Below are 20850 nucleotides of genomic sequence, written 5' to 3'. Positions count from 1 at the left end.
ACCTCGACGTACTCGACGTCGGAGAGCCGGTCGGGGTCGGGCCGGTCGGGCCGGCCGGGCCAGGGGTCGGGGCAGGGCGATCGTGCCCCATCGACGCACCGGTGGTGACGGCCGGTTCCCCGGGACGTGCAGCGGATCGGGCCCGCCGGTGCGTCCAGGAGGATGCAGACCGGCCCGGACGCGGGCCCGGCGGGCGGAGGGAGTGCCGTGGAACGCTTCGAGGAGTTCGCGCACGCGCGCGGGCCGGCGTTCCTGCGGCTGGGCTACCTGCTCACCGGGGACCGGCACCTCGCCGAGGACCTCGTGCAGGCCGCCCTCGTCGACGTCTACCGGGGCTGGTCCAAGGTCGTCGCGAGCGACCGGCCGGAGGCCTACGCCCGGCGGGTGCTCGTCAACACGTGGCTCGGCTGGCGGCGGCGCGCGTCGTCCCGGGAGCGGCCGTTCGGCCCGGACGACGTCGCGACGGTCGCGTCGTCCGCACCGGTCGGGCGCGCGGGTGCGGACGTCGCCCCGGACTTCGCCGGGGACCTCGCGGCGCGCGACGCGATGTGGCACCTGCTCGCGACGCTGCCGCCGCGCGGCCGGGCCGTGCTCGTCCTGCGGTTCTACGAGGACGCCGACGACGCGACGATCGCGTCGGTCCTCGGCATCGGTGAGAGCGCCGTCCGGTCGACCGCCGCCCGGGCGCTGCTGCGCCTGCGCGCGGGGCTCGCCGCGGCGCCGGCGGAACGGGAGGCGCTGTCATGACCGAGCCGACGCGACCAGGTGAGCCGGTCGATCCGGTGGAGGACCTGCTCCGGGCGACGCTCGAGCACCGGGCCCAGGAGCCGGTCTGGCGCGCCTCGCTCGTCACGGACGCCGTCCGCGCCGCACGGACCCCGGCGGTGCGGCGGGTGCCGCCGGTCGTCGCGTGGCTGTCGGCGGCCGCCGCGGTCGTGGTGCTCGGCGTGGGGGCGACCGCCGTGGCGCGGGATGGCGGCACCGTCACCACGCCGGGAGGGCCCGGGCCGGCGACGCCGGTCCCGACCGGTGCGTCGAGCGGCCCGTCGGCGCCGGGGTCGTCCGGACCGGGCAGCGGCGCGCCCGATGTCGAGTACGCCTCGTGCGCGCAGGCCAGGGCCGAGCTGAACGGTGCGACCGCGGAGCCGCACAACCGTGCGATGACGATGGACCCGCTCTACACGGGGCCCGGGTCGGGGGACTGGGTGTCCGGCGGCCGGGGCGGGACGGCGACGGGCAGCGCGGTCGTGACCGGCACCGTCGGTCCGGCCGGGTCTCCCACCGAGGACCCGGCGTTCGCCACGGCCCTCGCGGACCTCGACCTCGCGCTCGACGGCCGCCGGTTCGCCTACATGAACGTCGGCGCGGACCTCATCGTCGTCAACGTCGTCCGCGGCGTCGACGAGAAGGGTGCCCGGGCGCTCGTACGCAGCTGCACCCCGCCCGGGGCCGACGTCCGCACCCAGCTCGTCGACCGCTCGCAGACCGAGCTCGAGGCGCTCTACGCCGAGGTGTCGGCCCGGGCGCCGCAGGAGTTCCCCGACCTGTCGGGGGCGTGGATCGACACCGACACCAACCGGGTGCTCCTCGGGGCCACGACGACGCCCACGCGTGCACAGGTGCGGTGGGTCCAGGAGCAGTGGGGCCCGGCGGTGGCCGTGGCCGACCTCACGACCCAGCGGGTGGTCGTCCCCTGAGCCGTGCTGGCGGTCAGTCGACGGACGAGCAGGGCCGGATGCGCAGCTCGGCGACGTAGTCGTCGGGGGCGCCGCCGGCCTCCGCGGCGTCCGCGAGCATCCCGAGGTAGCGGGCGCTCGGCAGGCCGCCCTCGTACGCGTTGAGCACGTAGAGCCAGGCGGTGACGTCGCCCTCGAGGGTGCTGACCCGCACCCGGATCTTGTTCCAGAGCCCGATCTCCAGGCCCTCCCACTCGTCGAGGAGCTTCTCGTCGAGCTCGTGCACGTCGTAGAGGGCGACGTAGACCTGGTGGCCCGGGTCCTCGACGACGGTGCAGAGCGAGCCCTCCCAGCCGACGTCTTCGCCGCCGAACGTGAGTCGCCACCCGACGAGCCACCCGGAGCCCTGCAGGGGCGAGTGCGGAGCGCGCTTGCTCATCCGCTCGGGGTCGAGGTTGCTCGCGTACGCGGCGTACAGGGCCATGAGCACACAGCCTAGGCATCCCGGGCGGCGCGCGGTGGGCGCACCGCCGCACGGGTGTGCGGCGCCACGGCCCGGGTGTCCGGCCGCCGCCCGGCCATGCGGGAGAATGCCCGGGTGGCAGAGCGCGCGAAGGTGGTCGTCGTCGGTGGCGGTCCGGGTGGGTACGAGGCGGCGCTGGTGGCCGCCCAGCTCGGTGCCGACGTCACGGTCGTCGACGCCGACGGGCTCGGCGGTGCGGCGGTCCTGACCGACGTCGTCCCGTCGAAGACGCTCATCGCGACCGCCGAGGTGATGACGCTCGTCGGGGAGTCCGCCGAGCTCGGCGTCCGGTTCCCCGGCTCGGCCGGCGGCGAGCGGGACGCCCACGGCGCCGTCGCCGTGGACCTCGGGGTCGTCAACCGCCGGGTCAAGGCGCTCGCGCAGGCCCAGTCGGACGACATCCACCGGCGGCTGGAGTCCGAGGGCGTGCGGATCGTCCGTGGCCGGGGCCGGCTCGACGGGCCGCACCGGGTCGTCGTCGACGGCGTCGACGGCACCCCGGGCACGACGGCGTTCGACGCCGAGGCCGTGCTCGTGGCCGTCGGCGCGCACCCGCGCGAGCTGCCCGACGCGCGTCCGGACGGCGAGCGGATCCTCACATGGAAGCAGCTCTACGACCTCGACCACCTGCCCGAGCGGCTCGTCGTCGTCGGCTCCGGTGTCACCGGTGCCGAGTTCGCGAGCGCCTACGACGCGCTCGGCGCGGACGTCGTCCTCGTCTCGAGCCGGGACCGGGTGCTCCCCGGTGAGGACCCGGACGCCGCCGAGGTCATCGAGGCGGTCTTCCGCCGGCGCGGCATGGAGGTGCTCTCGCGCTCGCGGGCGCAGGCGGTCAAGCGGACCGGCGACGGCGTCGTCGTGACGCTCGCCGACGGCCGGACCGTCGAGGGCTCGCACTGCCTCGTCGCCGTCGGCTCGATCCCGAACACCGGGGGGATGGGCCTCGGCGGCGCCGGGGTGACCCTGTCGGACAGCGGTCACGTCCAGGTCGACCGGGTCAGCCGGACGACGTCCCGCGGGGTGTACGCGGCCGGCGACTGCACCGGGGTGCTCGCGCTCGCCTCGGTCGCGGCCATGCAGGGCCGGATCGCCATGTGGCACAGCCTCGGCGACGCCGTCGCCCCGCTCGACCTGCGGACGGTGTCCGCCAACGTCTTCACCGCCCCCGAGATCGCGACGGTCGGCTGGAACGCCGCGCAGATCGAGGCCGGCGAGGTCCGGGCGCGCACCGTCAAGCTGCCGCTCGCGACGAACGCCCGGGCCAAGATGCAGGGCATCCACGACGGCTTCGTCAAGCTGTTCTGCGGTGCGCGCTCGCAGGAGATCCTCGGCGGGGTCGTCGTCGCGCCGCGGGCCTCGGAGCTCATCTTCCCGGTGACGCTCGCGGTCGAGCACCGGCTCACGGTGGACGACGTCGCGCAGGCGTTCACCGTGTACCCGAGCCTGTCCGGCTCGATCGCCGAGGCGGCGCGGCGGCTGCACGCGTCGGACTGATCTGACGCGTCACGACCGACGGCCGACGCAGGAATACTGTCCTCGTGATCACGCGGCGGTCCCTTCTCGCGCTCGCAGGATCCGGTCTCGCGGGAACCGGTCTCGCGGCCTGCGCCGGGGCGTCATCCGGGGGGCCGCGGTCGTCGACCCCGTCGGCCGCCGGTACCTCCTCAGGTGCGGCGTCGTCAGGCCCGACGACTGCGGGCACCGCGACGCGTTCGCAGACGGCCGGGCCGCCCACCTCACCGGCGCCACCGCGGGAGTCGCGCGACGCGTCGGTGTCGCTCCATGCTGCGGTGGACGCCAGCGGGCGGGCGCACGTCGGAGGCCGGGTGGCCACACGCGCGCAGCTCCGGAGCCTGCTCGCGCGCGCGGGTTCGGACGTCGACACCGCCTTCCTCACCGTCGTGCCCCGCACGACGCCCGGCGTCACCGACGCTGCGGTGGCCGCCGTGGGCCACTTCCTCACCGCGGCGTCCCGGGCCGTCGTGCCCACCGGGCTCTGGCTGGAGGAGCGCACGGTGTGGGTGGCGCCGCTCCTCGAGACCCCCGTCGAGGGGGCCCGGCTGGGCCCGTTCGTCGACGACCTGCTGGCAGCGGGGGTCGACGTCCGGTTCAGCACGTCGCTGGCCTGGACCGACGCCGGGCTCGACCTGGCGACCGAGATCTCGGACGGCGAGGACGGCTTCCCGACGCCGTTCCGCAGCGGGTCCGCGTCGACGACCCCGCGGATGCGCGACCGGATCGACATGCTCGCCCGGCGGCTGCGCCGGAGCGACCCCGGGCCGCGGCTGCTCCTGACCACGCACGCCCGCCGCGGTGAGGCGCGGGGCCGGGGGGACGCCCTGACCCGGGCCCGGGCGCGCACCCTGCGCGACGCCTTCGCGGCGCGCGGCATCGAACGGGACCTGGTCGGCTTCCTCGCCCTCGGCGACCGGCAGCCGGTCGACCCCCTGCACTACCGCAGCGGTGACCGCTGGGCGCCGCACTTCGAGGTCCGGGTCGTCGGGTAGCCCGGCTACGGGCGGGGCCCTGCCGTGCCGATCGTTCATCGGAAGGTCACTGGGCGCCGGGTGCGCCGGGTGCCAGGATCGGGCAGGGGCACGACGAGGAGGCGGCAGGAACATGAGTGAACGTCACGAGCTCGACATCGAGTCGGTCATGGAGCTGCAGGACCTCATCGCGTCCTTGCAGGACCTCTCCGACGAGGAGCTCAACCTCAAGGGCCTGGCCGTCGACGGCACGTGGGACGAGGTCGACGACCCGGTGCTCCTCGGGCCGGACGGCGCGCCGGTCGACACGTGGCGAGAGGGCTACCCGTACGACGAACGGATGTCGCGGCGCGAGTACGAGATCAGCAAGCGGCTTCTCCAGATCGAGCTGCTCAAGCTGCAGGCCCACGTCAAGGACGCCGGCCTCAAGCTGTGCCTGGTCTTCGAGGGCCGGGACGCCGCGGGCAAGGGCGGCACGATCAAGCGGTTCATGGAGCACCTCAACCCCCGCGGCGCCAACGTCGTCGCGCTGACGAAGCCGACGGCCCGCGAGGCCGGGCAGTGGTACTTCCAGCGGTACGTGCAGCACCTGCCGAGCGCCGGCGAGATCGTGCTGTTCGACCGGTCCTGGTACAACCGGGCGGGCGTCGAGCGGGTCATGGGGTTCGCCTCCGACCCGGACTACCAGGAGTTCATGCGGCAGGCCCCGCAGTTCGAGAACCTCCTCGTGCGCAGCGGGATCATCCTCGTGAAGTTCTGGTTCTCCGTGAGCCGCAAGGAGCAGGTCACCCGGTTCACGATCCGGCGCATCGACCCGGTGCGGCAGTGGAAGCTCAGCCCGATGGACCTCGCCTCCCTCGACAAGTGGGACTCCTACTCCGAGGCCAAGGAGGCGATGTTCTTCTACACGTCCACCGACTTCGCGCCGTGGACGGTCGTGCGGAGCAACGACAAGAAGCGCGGCCGCGTCGAGGCGATGCGCTGGGTGCTCAGCCTCATCGACTACCCGGAGAAGGACCACAGCATCGTCGGCACCCCGGACCCGCTCATCGTCGGCCCGCCCGGCGACATCTACGAGGCCGGCGAGCTCACGGGTAAGGTCTACCCGCCGCTGTAGGGCGTGCCCTCGGCCGGTCCGGCCGCCGGCCGCCACGTCGCCGGGTCCATCCGGCCGCCGTACGCCGGCAGCTCGAGCGGTGCGTCGCCCTCGGCGAACTGCTCCCAGAGCCGGTTGAGGCCGGCGGTGCCGAACCGGCGCACCCGCGGGACGTCGTCCAGGTCGAGGACGTCCACGAGGACGCACGGCATCGCGTCCGGGCTGTCGACCCGGACCCGGCCCTCGGGGTCGACGACGAGGCTGCGCCCGGTGCCGGCCGGCCCGGCGGTGTTCACGGCGACGACGTGCACCTGGTTCGCGATCGCGTTGGCCCGCGTGAGGACGAGCTCCTGCGCGCGGTCGGACGACGTCGTCATGACGACCGTGACGACGACCTCCGCGCCGAGCCAGGCCAGCTGGCGGGCGTGCTCGGGGAACCAGGAGTCGTAGCAGATCGCCAGCCCGACCCGGCCGATCCCGTCGAGGTCGGCGACGACGAACTGCCCGCCGGGCGTCGTCGGCTCGTACGGCCGCCAGGGGAAGATCTTGCGGTAGGACGCGTGCAGGTCCCCGGTCGGCGACAGCAGCAGCGCGGTGTTGTGGACGGCGCCGGCCGCACCGGCCTCGAGGACGCTGCCGGGCACGAGCCAGACCCCGGCGCGGGCCGCGACCTCGCGCAGCCGGGTGACGCGCGGGCCGTCGAGCGGCTCGGCGAGGCGGCCGGCGTCGGCCTCCGTGAGGCCCGTCGGGTCGGTCGTGTGCAGCTCGGGGTGGACGACGAGCCGGGTCTGCGGGAACCGGCGCAGCACCGAGGTGACGTCGGCCTCGAACCGGTCGAGGGCGTCGGCGGCGAGCGGGTCGGCCAGCGACGGCGCCTGGACGAGGGCGATCGGCAGCGGGCGGCTCACGGTTCGAGCACCCCGGCGCGGGCCAGCGCGTCGCGGACCGCCGCATGCGGCAGGGCAGGGGAGCGGTGCCCGTCCCGGCCGACCATGTCGGCGTTGACGACGAGCGCGTTGAGCACCGCCTCCTCGACGCACTGGACGACGGCCGTGAAGAACGGGTCCATCCGGCCCCACGGCACGAACCGCAGGGCGTCGTAGTCGTCGTCGGTCGCGGCGCTCACCGGGATCCGGCTGCGCAGCGCGCCCGCGTTGGCGGTCGAGAACGCGAGGAAGATGTCGCCGGAGAAGTGCCCGCCCGAGGTGCCGGTCCGGGCCAGCCCGAGCGGCACCCGGCGGGCGAGCGCCTTGCACTGGCCGGGCAGCAGCGGGGCGTCCGTCGCGACGACGACGATCACCGACCCTGCCCCGCCCGGCGGGCGGGTCGCCCCCGGCGGCAGCGAGGTCACGGACGGCGCGGACGGCGCGGACGGCGCCCGCACCGCCCCGGGTGCCCGTGCCGCGGCCCGCTCGACGTCGCGGACGAGCCACGCCGGGTCCGACATCGGGTCGTCGTCCGCGAGCCGGTCGCCGAGCCGCACGCCCGCGACGGACAACTCGCCGCGGTCGCCGAAGTTGGCCTGCACGAACGCCCCCACCGTGTACCGGGCCGACCCGTGCTCGACGACCCGGGACGCCGTCCCGCTGCCGCCCTTGTAGGCGTAGCAGTTCATCCCGGTGCCGCCGCCGACCGACCCCTCGGCGAGCGGGCCGGACGCCGCGCCGTCCAGGGCGGCGACCGCGTGCTCCGGGCGGACGTGCCCGCCGTTGATGTCGTTGAGGTAGCCGTCCCAGGTCTCGGCGACGACCGGGAGCAGCCACTCCGCGGCGACCGCCGGGTGGGTGCGGGCGACCCACTCGACCGTGCCGGTGTGGCACGCGCCGACCGCGTGGGTGTTCGAGACGACGACCGGCAGAGCGAGGGCGCCGACCTCCTCGACCCACGTGGTGCCGGTCATCTCGCCGTTGCCGTTGAGCGAGTACCAGCCGGCGGCGCACGGGACGCCGACGCCGTCGCGGCCGCGCGGCAGGATCGCGGTGACGCCGGTGCGGACCGGTCCCTCGCCGACAACGAGGGGGCCGTCGCCGTCGACGAGCGTCACGTAGCCGACCTCGAGGCCGGGCACGTCGGTGACCGCGTTGAGCGGCCCCGGGTCGCCGGGGAAGGGGATGCCGATGCCGCGGGCCCGGGGCCGGCCGTCCGGCGCGGTCGTGCGGGGGTCGGGCTGCGCCGGGGAGGCCGGGGATGAGGTCGTCGTCACGCGGGCCAGTGTGCCGGGCGGTCCGCCCACGTGGGGAGCTGTGTGAGGCGGTCGCCGCGGGCGGCGTCGAGCTGGGTGCGGGTGAGGAACAGCGCGTCGCGCAGGTCCGCCCCGCGCAGGTCCGCGCCGCGGGTGTCGGCCCCGAGCAGGTCCGCCCCGTGCAGGTCGGCCCGGCGCAGGTCCGCCCCGATGAGGACGGCTCCGCGCAGTGCGGCGCGCCGCAGGTCCGCCCCACGCAGGTCGGCGCCCGCGAGGTCGGCGCCGGACCGGTCCGGCCCGGGCCCGCCGGCGGCCCGGGCGGCGGCGCTCGCCGCACGCAGCACGGGGGCCACCTCCCGCCGGTGCGCCTCGACGGCGGCCGCGAGCGCGGCGGCGGCCGCACCGTCGGTCTTCGGCCCGACCCGGGCGCCGAGCCCGCGGGTCGTCGTGAGCGCCGCCTCGGCCGCGGCGTGCACGGCGGCCGCACGGGGTCGGGCGAGGACCTCGACGAGGTACCACTCGAGCTCGTGGAGGAGCCGGACGACGGGCAGCAGCGCGAACGCCGTCGGGCCCGGTGCGAGCGTCGCGACGAGGCGCTGCCCGGCCCCGAAGCAGTCGTACCCGACGCAGCCGCGGAACCCGCCCTCGAGCAGCCGGTCATGGACGCCGCACCGGCTGTCGGGCAGCAGGTTCGGGCACGGGACGCCGGCCGGCTTGGAGAGCGGGAAGTCCGCGGACCGGGTGAACGCCGGGCCTGTGCAGCACAGCGCCCGGCAGCGTGAGCAGTCGGCGGCGAGGGCGGCCCGGGGGTGCCGCAGGTCGGCGGCGGCAGGCGGCTCCACGGCGCGCAGGCTACGCCATCGCGGTGCGGGGCCGCCGGGGCGAAAGGTGCACACCGGCACGTAGCGCCGTCCGCCCGCGCGGCCCGGTGCCGGCATGAAAGCGTGTCGTCGTCCGGTGGGGTGCCGGACCCGTTGCGGCGCAAGCGATCATGGACGATGCAACGGCCCGGCACGGAAGCGGGGCGGTCCGCAGGCATGGATGCCTTCGTCGAGCAGTCTGTCGTGCTGCTCCTGCTCGCCTGGACCGGCGGCTTCTGCTGCTCGGCGCTCGTCGTCGGGGCGACCTCGCGGCGCCGCCGCGAGGAATGGGCCCGGCGGCTGCTGACCCGGCGGCCCCCGGCCCGGGCCGGCCTGCCCGCGCCGCCGCTCGTCCGGGTCGCCGCCGGGCCCGCGGACCACGCCCAGCCGTTGCCCGAGCCGCTGCTCGCCGCCGCGCCGGCGTTCGAGCTCACCGCGCCGCCGCGCACGCGGCGGGAGGCGCGCACCCGGCGCTGAGCCGGTGGTCAGCCGACGGTCGCGGTCGTCGTCACCGCGGGGCCGGCCCCGACGGAGTTCGTCGCGGTCACGGTGAACGTCCGGCTGCCCGCCGGGACGCCGGTGCACGCGGCCGTCGTCCCTGTGACGACGCACGAGCCGCCGCCGGAGACGGTGGCCGTGTAGGAGGTCACCGCCGCTCCACCGTTCCACGCCGGCGCCGACCACGACAACGACGCCGTTCCGGTGCCCGGGGTCGCGGACAGCGACTGCGGGGCCGAGGGGGTGACGGTCACCGCCCACTTGCGCGCCAGGTACTCCTCGACCTGGCGCCGCTCGGCCGCGGTGAGCGTCGCGTTGAGGATCATCACCTCGGGGATCGCGCCGTACCAGTGGTAGGAGTTGTTCGCGTGGGCCAGGCTCGCCCCGACCCACGACGTGTTGAACGCGCTGCTCGCGGAGACGACCGCCGGCCGGCCCGCGGTCCACAGCGTCACGTATGGCGAGGCGTGCTCGGCGGCCGCGAGCTGCGGCGACGACGACCACACCCCGCTCGTCACGACGTTCGCGTTCCACGAGCTCGCCATGACGGCGGAGCTGTTGGCCTGCTTGAAGATGCCGCGGGCCTCGCCGGTGCTGACCCAGCCCCAGGCGAACACGTCGCGCATCCCGGACGCCGCCGGGCCCGGGTCGGTCATCGTCGCCACGGTGAACATCGTGCTGACGGCGGTGCCCTGCGGGAGGACGCCGATGTCGGCCTGCATGTCGTCGTCCGTGCCGTCGAACCCGGGGACCTGGCGCCCGCCGACCGTCGTCAGCGCGGGCCGCTGCGACGTCGTCCCCTGGTCGACCGGGGTCGCGTTCGGGGACCGGTCGAGCCAGCACCCGACGGTCGTCGTCGCGACCGCGCCCGAGCACGTGCTGCCGGCGAACATCCGCGACGGGTCGGCGCCGTCGAGCCACAGCTCTAGCCGGGCGCTCGTGAGCACCCCGGACGGGTAGGGCAGGACCGTCGTGGTCGACGACGCCGCACCGGCGCCCGCGGCGTTCGTCGCGGTGACGGAGACGGTGTACGTGACGCCGTTCGTCAGGCCGGTCACGGTGCACGGGCTCGTCGCGGCCGAGCAGGTCCGGGTCGGCAGCGTGCCGTCGGACGGGACGGCGCTCGCGGTGTACGACGTGATCGCCGAGCCGCCCGTGGAGGCCGGGGCGGTCCAGGAGACGGCCGATGTCGTGTCCCCGGTGGCCGCGGTGACGCCGGTCGGGGCACCGGGCACGGTGTACGGCGTGACGGCGGCCGAGGCCGACGACGCCGGGCCGGTGCCCACCGCGTTGGTCGCGGTCACCGTGAAGGTGTACGCCGTGCCGTTCGTCAGGCCGGTCACGGTGCACGACGTCGAGGCGGTCGTGCACGTGAGCCCGCCGGGGGAGGACGTCGCGGTGTACGAGGTCACCGCCGACCCGCCGTTCCAGGACGGTGCGGTCCAGGAGACCGTCGACTGCGTGTTCTGGCCGCCGGTGGCCGTGACGGCCGTCGGCGCCTGAGGCGTGATCGTCGCCGCCCACTTGCGGGCGAGGTACTCCTCGACGGCGCGGCGGGCGGTCGCGCTCGGTGCGGTGCTGAGCACGACGACCTCGGGGGTCTGCCCCATCCAGAACAGGCTCGTGTTCTCCGACCCCAGCGTCGCGAAGGTCGTCCCGGTGTTGAAGGCGGTGCTCGTCGTCACCGCGGGCCGCCCGGAGTTCCACAGAGACACGACGCCCGTCGCGAACTGGGCCGCGACCACCTGCGCGGAGGAGGGTCCCCAGGTCCCGTCGGTGATCATCCCGCCGTAGGTCTCGGCGGCGACCGCGCTCGAGGTGGTGGGCTTCTCCAGCGTGCGGGCCCTGCCGCCTGACTCCGTGCCGTAGTCGAAGAGCGTGCGGTAGTTGGAGGTCGTCGGGGTCGGATCGGTGAGCCGGCCGACCGCGAAGACGGTGGACGTCGCCGTCCCGGTCGGCAGCAGGAGCGCCGAGCCGACGAGCCGGTCGTTGGTGCCGTCGAACGACGGGACGCCGAACCCGTTGACGGTCGCGAGCACCGGCTGGGAGGCCGCCGTGCCCTGGCTGAAGCTGTTGCCGGACGAGGACTTGTCGAGCCAGCAGCCGACGGTCGTCGTCGCCGCCGCACCGGTGCAGGCCGACGAGGCGAGCAGCTTCGCGGGGTCCGCGCCGTCCAGCCACAGCGCGGTCGCGCCCGAGGTCATGACGGACGAGGGATACGGGATCACCGTCGCCGGCGAGGAGGCCGGTCCGGTGCCGACCGCGTTCGTCGCAGTGACCGTGACGGTGTAGGTCACACCGTTGACGAGTCCGGTCAGCGTGCAGGGGCCGGCGGCGGCCGAGCACGTGACGTTCGGCAGGCCACCGTTCCCGGGGACCGCGGTCACCGTGTACCCGGTGATCGCCGATCCGCCGGTGGCCGCCGGCGCCGTCCAGCTGACGGACGACGTCGTGTCACCGGACGTCGCCGCGACCCCGGTCGGGGCGCCGGGCACCGTGGCCGTGGTGACCGTCGTGGTCGCCGACCGGTCCCCGGTGCCGGTGCTGTTCCTCGCCTCGACGTACACCGTGTACGTCGTGCCGTCGGTGAGGCCGGTCAGGGTGCAGGACGTCGCGGGCGGCGTCGCGGTGCAGGAGAACCCGCCCGTCGTCGTCCGCGCGGTGTAGAGGTTCAGGGCCGAGCCGCCGATGTCGGTCGGCGCCGTCCAGGAGACCGTCGCCTGCCCGGAGGTGCCGGTCGCCGTGGCGGTGACGGCCGTCGGGACGTCGGGCGCGAGCGAGCCGCCCCACTTGTCGGCGAGGTACTTCTCCACGGCGCGGCGCTGGCTGCCGGACAGGTACGTGTCGTAGAGCAGCACCTCGGCGACGTCGAGGTCGAAGGTGCCGGTGAAGCTCACGTGCCGGCCGATCGTGACCGCGCGCTGGGTGACGGTGCCTGCGAGCGTGGCGGTCGAGCCCGGGGACCCGGACACCCGCGCGGAGTCGCTGGTCCCGCTGCGCTGCGCACCGACGACGTCCACCCGGTTGGCGCTCGGCGAGCTGCCGGCCGACACGCACGACAGCCCCGCCCCGGTGTCGTCCCGGTGCTGCAGGGCCCAGCTCCCCGAGCAGACCAGGAGCGAGAACAACGGGTTGTCCTCCGGGCTGCGGTCGACGACGAACGTGTTCGTCGGATCCACGGTCCGCTCCCGGGCCACGACGAACAGGCTCCGGTCTCCCGTGATCCCGTACGGGTTCGACCCCGACCCGGTGAGCACGGTCGACCCGTCGAACGTGGGGACCGCGTACGTGTTCAGGGTCCGGGCTGCGTAGGCGGGGCGCTTCGCGGCCGAGGGGGCCGTGACGTCGAGGGCGCCACCGGACTTGTCCTTCCACGTCTGGACGGCGCCCGAGACGAGGCCGGCCTCGGCCGACGACTCCTGCGCGCCGTCCGCGTCGAGGTCGTCGGCGGCGAGCCACAGCTTCGCACTCGCCGCCGACGGGACGCCGCTGAAGACCGTCGCGGACGAGGACGCCGGGCCGGTCCCCGCCGTGTTCGTCGCGGTGACCGTGACCGCGTACTGCGCGCCGCCGCCGGCCAGGCCGGTGAGGGTGCACGTCGTCGTCGGCGCCGTGGCGGTGCACGTCACGGTCGACCCGCCCGCGGTAGGGACGGCCGTCGCCGTGTACGAGGTGACGGCGGAGCCGCCGTCCCAGACGGGGGCGGTCCAGGAGACGTTCGCGCTCGTCGAGGTCGCGGTCGTCGCGGCGCCGTTGACGGCGGTCGGTGCCTGCGGGGTGATCGTGCTGCCCCACTTGCGGGCGAGGTACTCCTCGACCCTGCGGCGCTCCGCGTCCGTGACCGTCGTGCCGACGACGACGACTTCGGGGACCCGGCCCTGCCAGAAGTTGGTGAGGTCGACGTCCGTGCCGACGACCGCGACCGCCGTCCCCGTGCTCGTCGTGCTCGCCTGGGACGTCCACGTCCCGCTGCCGAACGGCGCCGTCCGTAGCTGCGACGCGGTGAACTCCGAGGTGAGCAGCGACGGTGAGGCCAGCCAGGTCCCGCCGACCGCGCCGCCGTCGAACCGGGCGTCGGCGAACATCGTCGCGCTGCCGGCCATCTTGCCGTGGGTCCGGGCGCCGCTGACGCTGGTCGAGCCCCAGGTGACCGCGACCCGGAAGCCGCTCGAGACGGGGGCGGGGTCGTCGAGCGCCGCGACGAGGAACTGCGTGCTCGGCGACGAGCCGTTCGGCAGCAACGAGGGGTTCAGGGAGAGCCGGTCGTCGACGCCGTCGAGCGACGGGACCGAGTGCCCCGCGGCAGTCGCCAGGGCCGGCCGGTAGCTGCTCGTCGTCTGGACGGCGTGGTTCGCCTGGGCCGACTTGTCCTTCCAGCAGCCGACGGTCGTCGTCGCGGCGGCCCCGGTGCAGCCCGACGACGCGAACAGCGTCGCGGTGTCCGCGCCGTCGAGCCACAGCCTCAGGTTCGCCGGCGACATCACGCCCGACGGGTACGGCCACGTCGTCGCGGACGCCGCGGGGCCGGTCCCGACGTCCGACGTCGCGGTGACCGACACGACGTACGCCTGCCCGTTCGTCAGTGCCGACCACGAGCAGGTCGTCGTCGGCACGGTCGCCGTGCACGTGGCCGACCCCGACGCGGGGGCCGGGCTGATCGTCGCGGTGTACGAGGCGACGGTGCCGCCGTGGCCGGCGGGTGCCGTCCACGTCGCGGTCACGGCGCCGTCCGACGGGGTCAGCGTCAGGCCCGACGGGGCGTCCGGGAAGCCCTTGCACGGCGCGGCCGCCGTGGTCGCCGCCGAGGAGACCCAGTTCCCGATCCTGGCCTTCACGGTGGGCGACACCGAGGATGCCGGGACCGTGACCGACGCGCTCGTCCCGGCGACGGCCGTCGCGACGGTGCTGCCCGTGCCGTCCGTGACGTCGTACGTGAGCCCGGCCGGCGGGCTCGCGACCGGCGTCCAGGAGACGAGGCACGTCGTGGCCGCCGTCCTCGACGCGGACACCGCCGTGGGGACATACCCGTTCAGCGTCCCGGCGGTCAGCGTCGTCGCCGGTCCGGCCGTCGTCCCGGAGAACACCGCCCCGACGAGCCCGAGGACGAGCACGGCGGCGGCCAGCCCGAGCATGAGGACGGCGGCCAGGCCGCCGTCGCCGAACCGCCGCCGCAGGGAGCCGGCCCGCAGCGCCTCGCGGCGCGACGGCACGCTCCCGCGGGCGGCACGTCGTCCGTGCTGCCGCGGGAGGTGCCCGGCGCTCTCGAGGCCTGCCTCCACCCTTCGGTGATCGGCATCGCGCGCGCTCGGCTCAAGGCCGGGCGGGCTTGAGGATCTTGCCCGGGAAGGCGCCGGACGGGTGACCGCGCGGCGCGCCGCCGACAGGGCTCCGCCGTCGCCCGGACCGGCTACAGTCGAACGCATGTTCGGATCCGTGGCTGCTGCCGACGCCCTTATCGACGGTCTCACGCAGGCGCAGCGGACGGCGGTGACCCACGACGGCGGCCCGTTGCGGGTGCTCGCCGGGCCCGGCACCGGCAAGACGACGACGCTCACCCACCGGGTCGCCTGGCTCGCGGCGACCGGGGTGCCGGCCGAGCGGATCCTCCTGCTCACCTTCACCCGCCGGGCCGCGCGCCAGATGCTCACCCGCAGCGAGGCGCTCCTGACGACCGCGGCCCACCGGCACGGCACCGCTCCCGGCCGGGCCCGCGGCGGCACGTTCCACTCCGTCGCGCACCGCACGCTGCGCCGGCACGCGGCCCGGCTCGGGCTGCCGGAGGGCTTCGGCGTCGTGGACACCGCGGACGCCGCCGACGTCATGGACCTCGTGCGGCACGACCTCGGGCTGTCGGCGACCGACGGGCGGCGGTTCCCGCGCAAGGCGGCCCTGCTCGACGTCTACTCCCGCGTCGTCAACACCCAGCAGCCGCTCGCCGAGGTCGTCACGCAGACGGTGCCGTGGGCGGCCGAGCGGGTCGAGGAGATCGCCGCGGCCTGCCGCGGGTACGTCGCGCGCAAGCGCGCCCTCGGCGTCCTCGACTTCGACGACCTGCTCCTGCACTGGCACGCCGCGGCCCTCGACCCGGTCGTCGGCCCGACGCTGGCGGACGGTGTCGACCACCTGCTCGTCGACGAGTACCAGGACGTCAACGCGCTCCAGGTCGACATCGTCCGGGCGCTGCGGGCGCGGGACGAGCGGCTCACGGTCGTCGGGGACGACGCGCAGGCGATCTACGGTTTCCGGGCGGCCGACCCGCGGCACATCCTCGACATGGAGGCGGTCTTCCCGGGGCTGACGACCGTCGTCCTCGAGACGAGCTACCGGGCCGGGCAGCCGCTGCTCGACGTCGCGAACGCCGTCGCCGCCGACGCGCCCGAGGGCTTCACCGCCGTCCTGCGCAGCGCCCGCGACCTGCCGGCGGGCGCACCCGGTGCGGCGGCCGGGGCGGGCGTCCCGGCCCCGGTCGGGCGGCCGACGCTGTGGCGGTGCGCGGACGACGAGGCGGAGGTCCGCGCGGTCTGCGAGCGGGTGCTCGCGCTGCGGGAGGAGGGGGTGCCGCTGCGGGAGCAGGCGGTGCTCGTGCGGACGGCCTCGCACAGCAACACCCTCGAGCTCGAGCTCTCCGCGCGGCGGATCCCGTACGTGAAGTACGGCGGTCTACGGTTCCTCGAGGCCGCGCACGTCAAGGACCTGCTCGCCGCGTTCCGGTTGGCGGACAACGCGTTCGACGAGCTCGCGTGGTTCCGGCTGCTCCAGCTGCTGCCCGGTGTCGGCCCGGCGTCGGCGCGCCGCGCGGTCGAGGCGCTCGGGGCGACCACCGACGGCGGGGCCGGCGCTACCGGTGGCTCGGCCGCCGGCTCCGGCCAGGTGCTGCTGCGCTGGCCGCTCGCCGAGGCCGCGCTGCCCGTCTCCGCCCGCAGCGCGGCGTTCGCCGTCGTCTCCGCGCTCGTGCCGACGGACGGCGAGAGCGTCGCCGCCCACGCGGAGCGGCTCCGGGCCGCGGTGGCGCCGCTCGTCCAGGGCGCCTACCCGGACGGCCCGGCCCGGCTCGCCGACCTCGACGCGATCGTCGCCGCGGCCGCGCAGCACGCGCGCCTGTCCGACGTCGCCGCCGACCACGTCCTCGAACCGCCCGCCTCGACGTCCGACCTCGCCGGCCCGCCGACGATCGACGAGGACTGGCTCGTCGTCTCGACGGCGCACTCGGCGAAGGGCCTGGAGTGGGAGGCCGTCCACGTGCTCCACGCGAGCGACGGCGGGTGGCCCTCGGACCTCAACCTCACGACGTCCACCGGCCTCGAGGAGGAGCGGCGGGTCTTCTACGTCGCCGTGACCCGGGCCCGGCGCAGCCTCGACCTCTACCTGCCGCAGCGGTACCACCACCACCCGAGGGCCCGCGACGACAAGCACACGTGGTCCCAGCCGTCGCGCTTCCTCGGGCCGGGGGTGCGGGCGCTGCTCGCCGAGCGGCCGTACGGCCACGAGGAGGACCGGGTCGTCGTGGACGTCACCGGCGACGGCCGGCGGACCCCTGCCCAGAGCGCCGCGGACCTCGTCGCGGCGCGGATCGACGCCCTGTGGGGGTGAGTCCGCCGGCGGTGGCCGTCAGTCCTTGAGCTCGCAGATGACCGCGCCGCTGGAGACCGTCTGGCCGACGGCGGCGGACAGCCCCGTCACGGTGCCGGCCTTGTGGGCCGTGAGCGGCTGCTCCATCTTCATCGCCTCCAGGACGACGACCATGTCGCCGGCCGCGACGGTCTGCCCCTCCTCGACCGCGATCTTGACGATCGTGCCCTGCATCGGCGACGTGAGCGCGTCGCCCGAGGCCGCGGCGCCGGCCTTGCCGCCGCCGGAGCGCTTCGGTGCCCTGCGCGCCGCGGGGGCACCGCCGCCGAACCCGCCCCCGCCGCCGAACCCGGCGGGCAGGGACACCTCGAGCCGCTTGCCCGAGACCTCGACGACGACCTTCTCGCGCGGGGACTCCTCGGCGGCGTCGGCGGCGGGGCCGCTCCACGGCTCGATCGTGTTGACGAACTCGGTCTCGATCCAACGGGTGTGGATCGAGAACGGCTGCTCCGGGTCGGCGGGGGCGAACGCCGGGTCGGAGACGACCGCGCGGTGGAACGGGAGCACCGTCGGCATGCCCTCGACGACGAACTCCGCGAGCGCCCGCCGGGAGCGCTCGATGGCCTGCTGCCGGGTGTGCCCGGTGACGACGAGCTTGGCGAGCATCGAGTCGAACGCGCCGCCGATGACCGAGCCCTCGACGACGCCGGAGTCGAGCCGGACGCCGGGACCCGTCGGCGGCTGCCAGACGGCCACCGTGCCGGGCTGCGGCAGGAAGTTGCGGCCGGCGTCCTCGCCGTTGACGCGGAACTCGATGGAGTGGCCGCGCAGCTCGGGGTCGCCGTAGCCGAGCGGCTCGCCGGCGGCGATCCGGAACTGCTCGCGGACGAGGTCGATGCCGCTGACCTCCTCGGAGACGCAGTGCTCGACCTGGAGCCGGGTGTTCACCTCGAGGAAGGAGATCGTGCCGTCCGGGCCGACGAGGAACTCGCACGTGCCGGCGCCGACGTAGCCCGCCTCCAGGAGGATCGCCTTCGACGCCCGGTAGAGCTCGGTGACCTGGGCCTCGCTGAGGAACGGTGCCGGGGCCTCCTCGACGAGCTTCTGGTTGCGGCGCTGGAGCGAGCAGTCGCGGGTCGACACGACGACGACGTTGCCGTGCATGTCGGCCAGGCACTGGGTCTCGACGTGCCGCGGGTGGTCGAGGAAGCGCTCGACGAAGCACTCGCCGCGACCGAACGCCGCGACCGCCTCGCGGACGGCGGAGTCGAACAGCTCGGGGATCTCCTCGATCGTGCGGGCGACCTTGAGGCCGCGGCCGCCGCCGCCGTACGCCGCCTTGATGGCGACCGGCAGCCCGTGCTCGCGGGCGAAGGTGACGACCTCGTCGGAGCCGCCGACCGGCTCCTTGGTGCCGGGCACCAGCGGAGCTCCGGCCTTCTGCGCGATGTGGCGCGCCTTGACCTTGTCGCCGAGCCCGTCGATCGCGTGCGGCGGCGGGCCGATCCAGGTCAGCCCGGCGTCGATGACCGCCTGGGCGAAGTTCGCGTTCTCGGCGAGGAACCCGTAGCCGGGGTGCACGGCGTCCGCGCCGGAGCGGCGTGCGACGTCGAGCAGCTTGTCGACGACGAGGTAGCTGTCGCCGGGGGTGGAGCCGTCGAGCGCGTAGGCCTCGTCGGACGCGTGCACGTGGACGGCGTCCCGGTCCGGGTCGGCGTACACGGCGACCGAGCCCAGCCCTGCGTCCCGGCACGCTCGCGCGATCCGGACGGCGATCTCGCCCCTGTTCGCGATGAGGACCTTGGTGATCGGCTTGGCGGTGGACAGCACGTCCTCGCCCGGTGACGTCGTCGTCATGTCGCTCCTTCCGGCGTGTGGAGCCTATCCGCGTGCGGCCGGGGCCCAAGAGGACCTTCGCAGTGGCGCAGGCCACGTCGACGAGGAGGCACGCCCGGCGGGCCGTACGCTGACGCCGTGCCCGAGGTCATCAACGAGCCGAGCCGGATCCCGGTGCCCGGCGGCAAGGTCATCGAGGAGTTCGTCGGCCGGGTCGCGACGTCCACGCCGGGCGTCAGCGTGGCGCGGATGGCGGCGCCGCCCGGCTGGCAGGAACCGGCCCAGGTCCCCGAGTTCGACGAGGTCACCCTCGTGCTGCGCGGGTCCGTCGTCGTCGAGCACGACGACGGCGTCGTCGAGGTCCGGGCCGGGCAGGCGGTGCTCACCCGGGCCGGCGAGCGGGTGCGGTACGGCGTCGGGCCGGACGGCGCGGACTACGTCGCCGTGTGCGTGCCGGCGTTCGGCCCCGGTCTCGTGCACCGGGAGGACGACGGCCAGGACGGCGGGGAACACGCCGCCGACCCGGTCGGTTGAACAACGCGCCACCCGCGTCCGCACCCGGTCCGCGGACGACACCCGAGACGACACCTGAGGAGCGGGCGTGCCCACCAAGGAACTGACCCTCGACCAGCACGACAGCACGATCTCCGAGGGCATCGTCCTCATCGACTTCTGGGCGGAGTGGTGCGGCCCGTGCAAGCGGTTCGCCCCCGTCTACGAGAAGGTCTCGGAGAGCAACCCGGACGTCGTCTTCGCGAAGGTCGACACCGAGGCCGAGCCGGAGCTCGCCGCGATGTACGGCGTCCGGTCGATCCCGACGCTCGTCGCCTACCGCGACGGGATCCCGGTGCACTCGCAGGCCGGTGCGCTCCCGCAGCCGGTGCTCGAGGACCTGATCGGCCAGGTGCGGGCGCTCGACATGGAGCACGTCCGCGCCCAGTACGCCGAGCAGGTCGCGGCGCGCGACAAGGTCTGACGGCCCGGCCGCTCGCCCGTCGGTACCGGCGGCGGCCTCAGTCGCCGGAGCGCAGGTCGCCCGGGACCTCGAGCGAGACGAGCAGCGCCCGGTGGTCGGTGCCCCCGACCGGCACCGTGTCCGCGCTGACGACGCGCAGGTCCTTGGTGACCAGTGCGCTGTCGAGCGGGACGAGGGGCAGCGGCGTCCAGGCGGGCCACGTCGGGCGCAGCCCGGCACCCTGCACGTCCGCCGCGTCGACGAGCGTCGTGCCGAGCAGCCGGCGGTACTGCGCGTGCCACGGCGAGGCGTTGAAGCTGCCGGCGAGCAGCGTCCGCTCCTTGCCCCGGACGGCGGCACCGAGCGCCGCGAGGTCCGAGCGCCAGGCGTCGACGTCCGACGGCACGGGGGGCACGACGTGCCCGGCGACGACCGTGAGCTCACCGGCCCGGGTCTGCACCTGGAGCGAGACCGCGGGCCACGTCGTCCCCGGCACGAGCGCGGTGCCCGTGAGGTCGAGCCGGCTCCAGACGCCGAGGCCCTCGTCGGGGGCGTCCTGGACGTCGAACCACTGCGGCGCGAGGAACGTCGCGAGCCGCTCCGCCGTGAGCTCGTGCGTCAGCGTGCGGGACAGCTCGGTGACGACGAGGACGTCGACGTCGTGGCTGCGCACCGCGGCGACGATCTCGGCGGCGTCCGCCCGGCCGTCGTGCGCGTTGACGACGAGCACCGTGACCGCCGCGCCCGCGTCGGCCGGCGGCGGGTCCGCCGACGCGTAGCCGAGGACGAACGCCCACGGCAGGGCACCGGCGACGAGGGCCGCGACGAGGCTCTCCCAGCGCCGCCGCCGGACCGCGAGCGTCGCGACCGGCACGGCGAGGACGGTGACGAACGGGGCGGTCGTCGCGAGCGTCACCGGGAGCACGCCGAGCAGGCCGCCGACGTCGGCGAAGACGGACGCCGCCCAGCAGAGCAGGAGCAGCGCGGCGAGCGGGACGGTCCACCAGCGCCCGGCGACGGGGCCGCGCGGGCCCGGCCGCAGACCGGGCCGCGCCCACGGGGTGCGGCCACGGGGCGGGTCGTCCCGGCGGTCGGCCGCGGGCGGCGGGTCGTCGTCCGGGCCGAGGTCGAAGCGGGCGGCGACGTCGTCCGGGTCGGCGGGGCCGTGG

The 20850-nt window shown here is 75.4% G+C and carries 16 protein-coding genes; 9 read left to right on the top strand and 7 right to left on the bottom strand.

The features are described from left to right. Positions 1 to 207 precede the first annotated feature (207 nt). Together EDJALFJO_RS01930 and EDJALFJO_RS01925 are read left to right on the top strand one after the other, a co-directional pair. The gene (locus tag EDJALFJO_RS01930; protein ID WP_198949925.1) at positions 208 to 747 is read left to right on the top strand and encodes a sigma-70 family RNA polymerase sigma factor; all 540 of its coding nucleotides are present in this window, start codon (positions 208 to 210) and stop codon (positions 745 to 747) included. Next, the gene (locus EDJALFJO_RS01925) at positions 744 to 1697 is read left to right on the top strand and encodes a hypothetical protein (protein WP_143448235.1); all 954 of its coding nucleotides are present in this window, start codon (positions 744 to 746) and stop codon (positions 1695 to 1697) included. The genes EDJALFJO_RS01930 and EDJALFJO_RS01925 overlap by 4 nt, the downstream gene beginning before the upstream one ends. 13 nt (positions 1698 to 1710) lie before the next feature. Here the strand turns inward: EDJALFJO_RS01925 and EDJALFJO_RS01920 are convergent, their stop codons facing one another. Further along, positions 1711 to 2160, bottom strand: coding sequence for a gamma-glutamylcyclotransferase (locus tag EDJALFJO_RS01920; protein ID WP_088281650.1), 450 nt, complete (start codon positions 2158 to 2160; stop codon positions 1711 to 1713). 114 nt (positions 2161 to 2274) lie between these two features. On the opposite strand from EDJALFJO_RS01920, the gene EDJALFJO_RS01915 reads away from it, so the two are divergent. The 3 genes from EDJALFJO_RS01915 to ppk2 all read left to right on the top strand — a co-directional run bounded on the left by EDJALFJO_RS01915 (position 2275) and on the right by ppk2 (position 5802). After that, the gene (locus tag EDJALFJO_RS01915) at positions 2275 to 3693 is read left to right on the top strand and encodes an NAD(P)H-quinone dehydrogenase (RefSeq protein WP_304441265.1); all 1419 of its coding nucleotides are present in this window, start codon (positions 2275 to 2277) and stop codon (positions 3691 to 3693) included. Positions 3694 to 4025: 332 nt separating this feature from the next. Then, complete coding sequence (locus EDJALFJO_RS01910) at positions 4026 to 4706, top strand: hypothetical protein (protein ID WP_088281648.1); 681 nt, start codon at positions 4026 to 4028, stop codon at positions 4704 to 4706. 112 nt (positions 4707 to 4818) lie between these two features. Continuing rightward, entirely contained in the window at positions 4819 to 5802 is a 984-nt protein-coding gene (gene ppk2 / locus EDJALFJO_RS01905) for a polyphosphate kinase 2 (protein WP_233149627.1), read from the top strand. Here ppk2 and EDJALFJO_RS01900 read toward each other — a convergent pair. Genes EDJALFJO_RS01900 through EDJALFJO_RS01890 form a run of 3 tightly spaced genes read right to left on the bottom strand, consistent with a single transcriptional unit; the run spans position 5787 to position 8805 of the window. Then, positions 5787 to 6689 carry a carbon-nitrogen hydrolase family protein gene (locus EDJALFJO_RS01900; protein WP_088281646.1) on the bottom strand — a complete coding sequence of 301 codons (903 nt, stop codon included), beginning with the start codon at positions 6687 to 6689 and terminating at the stop codon, positions 5787 to 5789. The two genes, ppk2 and EDJALFJO_RS01900, sit on opposite strands and share 16 nt — an antisense overlap. Next, positions 6686 to 7984, bottom strand: a complete 1299-nt coding sequence (locus EDJALFJO_RS01895) for a P1 family peptidase (protein WP_088281713.1) — start codon at positions 7982 to 7984, stop codon at positions 6686 to 6688. Before EDJALFJO_RS01895 ends, EDJALFJO_RS01900 begins: the two co-directional genes overlap by 4 nt. Continuing rightward, a complete protein-coding gene (locus EDJALFJO_RS01890) occupies positions 7981 to 8805 on the bottom strand; it encodes a pentapeptide repeat-containing protein (RefSeq protein ID WP_233149626.1) in 825 nt (274 codons plus the stop codon). Before EDJALFJO_RS01890 ends, EDJALFJO_RS01895 begins: the two co-directional genes overlap by 4 nt. Before the next feature lie 195 nt (positions 8806 to 9000). On the opposite strand from EDJALFJO_RS01890, the gene EDJALFJO_RS01885 reads away from it, so the two are divergent. After that, the gene (locus EDJALFJO_RS01885; protein WP_088281642.1) at positions 9001 to 9300 is read left to right on the top strand and encodes a hypothetical protein; all 300 of its coding nucleotides are present in this window, start codon (positions 9001 to 9003) and stop codon (positions 9298 to 9300) included. A gap of 8 nt (positions 9301 to 9308) precedes the next feature. On the opposite strand, the gene EDJALFJO_RS01880 is transcribed toward EDJALFJO_RS01885, so the two are convergent. Next, complete coding sequence (locus EDJALFJO_RS01880) at positions 9309 to 14600, bottom strand: fibronectin type III domain-containing protein (protein ID WP_143448234.1); 5292 nt, start codon at positions 14598 to 14600, stop codon at positions 9309 to 9311. A 142-nt stretch (positions 14601 to 14742) separates the two neighbouring features. Here EDJALFJO_RS01880 and EDJALFJO_RS01875 point away from each other — a divergent pair, with 142 nt between their 5' ends. Beyond that, positions 14743 to 16911 (top strand): ATP-dependent helicase, encoded by a 2169-nt coding sequence (locus EDJALFJO_RS01875; protein WP_088281638.1) that lies wholly within the window; start codon positions 14743 to 14745, stop codon positions 16909 to 16911. A gap of 18 nt (positions 16912 to 16929) precedes the next feature. On the opposite strand, the gene EDJALFJO_RS01870 is transcribed toward EDJALFJO_RS01875, so the two are convergent. Continuing rightward, positions 16930 to 18747, bottom strand: coding sequence for a biotin carboxylase N-terminal domain-containing protein (locus EDJALFJO_RS01870; protein ID WP_088281636.1), 1818 nt, complete (start codon positions 18745 to 18747; stop codon positions 16930 to 16932). Positions 18748 to 18864: 117 nt separating this feature from the next. Between EDJALFJO_RS01870 and EDJALFJO_RS01865 the strand changes: the two genes are divergently transcribed. Then, on the top strand, positions 18865 to 19260 hold the full coding sequence (locus EDJALFJO_RS01865) for an AraC family ligand binding domain-containing protein (RefSeq protein WP_088281634.1): 396 nt from the start codon (positions 18865 to 18867) through the stop codon (positions 19258 to 19260). Between the two features lie 67 nt (positions 19261 to 19327). Continuing rightward, on the top strand, positions 19328 to 19702 hold the full coding sequence (trxA, locus tag EDJALFJO_RS01860) for a thioredoxin (protein ID WP_088281632.1): 375 nt from the start codon (positions 19328 to 19330) through the stop codon (positions 19700 to 19702). Between the two features lie 37 nt (positions 19703 to 19739). Here the strand turns inward: trxA and EDJALFJO_RS33940 are convergent. Continuing rightward, positions 19740 to 20850 (bottom strand): endonuclease/exonuclease/phosphatase family protein (locus tag EDJALFJO_RS33940; RefSeq protein WP_088281630.1); only part of this gene is annotated, 1111 nt, incomplete at its 5' end.

Source organism: Kineosporia sp. A_224 (genome assembly GCF_002198655.1).
In the GTDB taxonomy this organism is placed as follows: domain Bacteria; phylum Actinomycetota; class Actinomycetes; order Actinomycetales; family Kineosporiaceae; genus R-H-3.
Note: the sequence above shows the minus strand (reverse complement) of the source record. Positions and strands in the feature narration are given on the sequence as shown.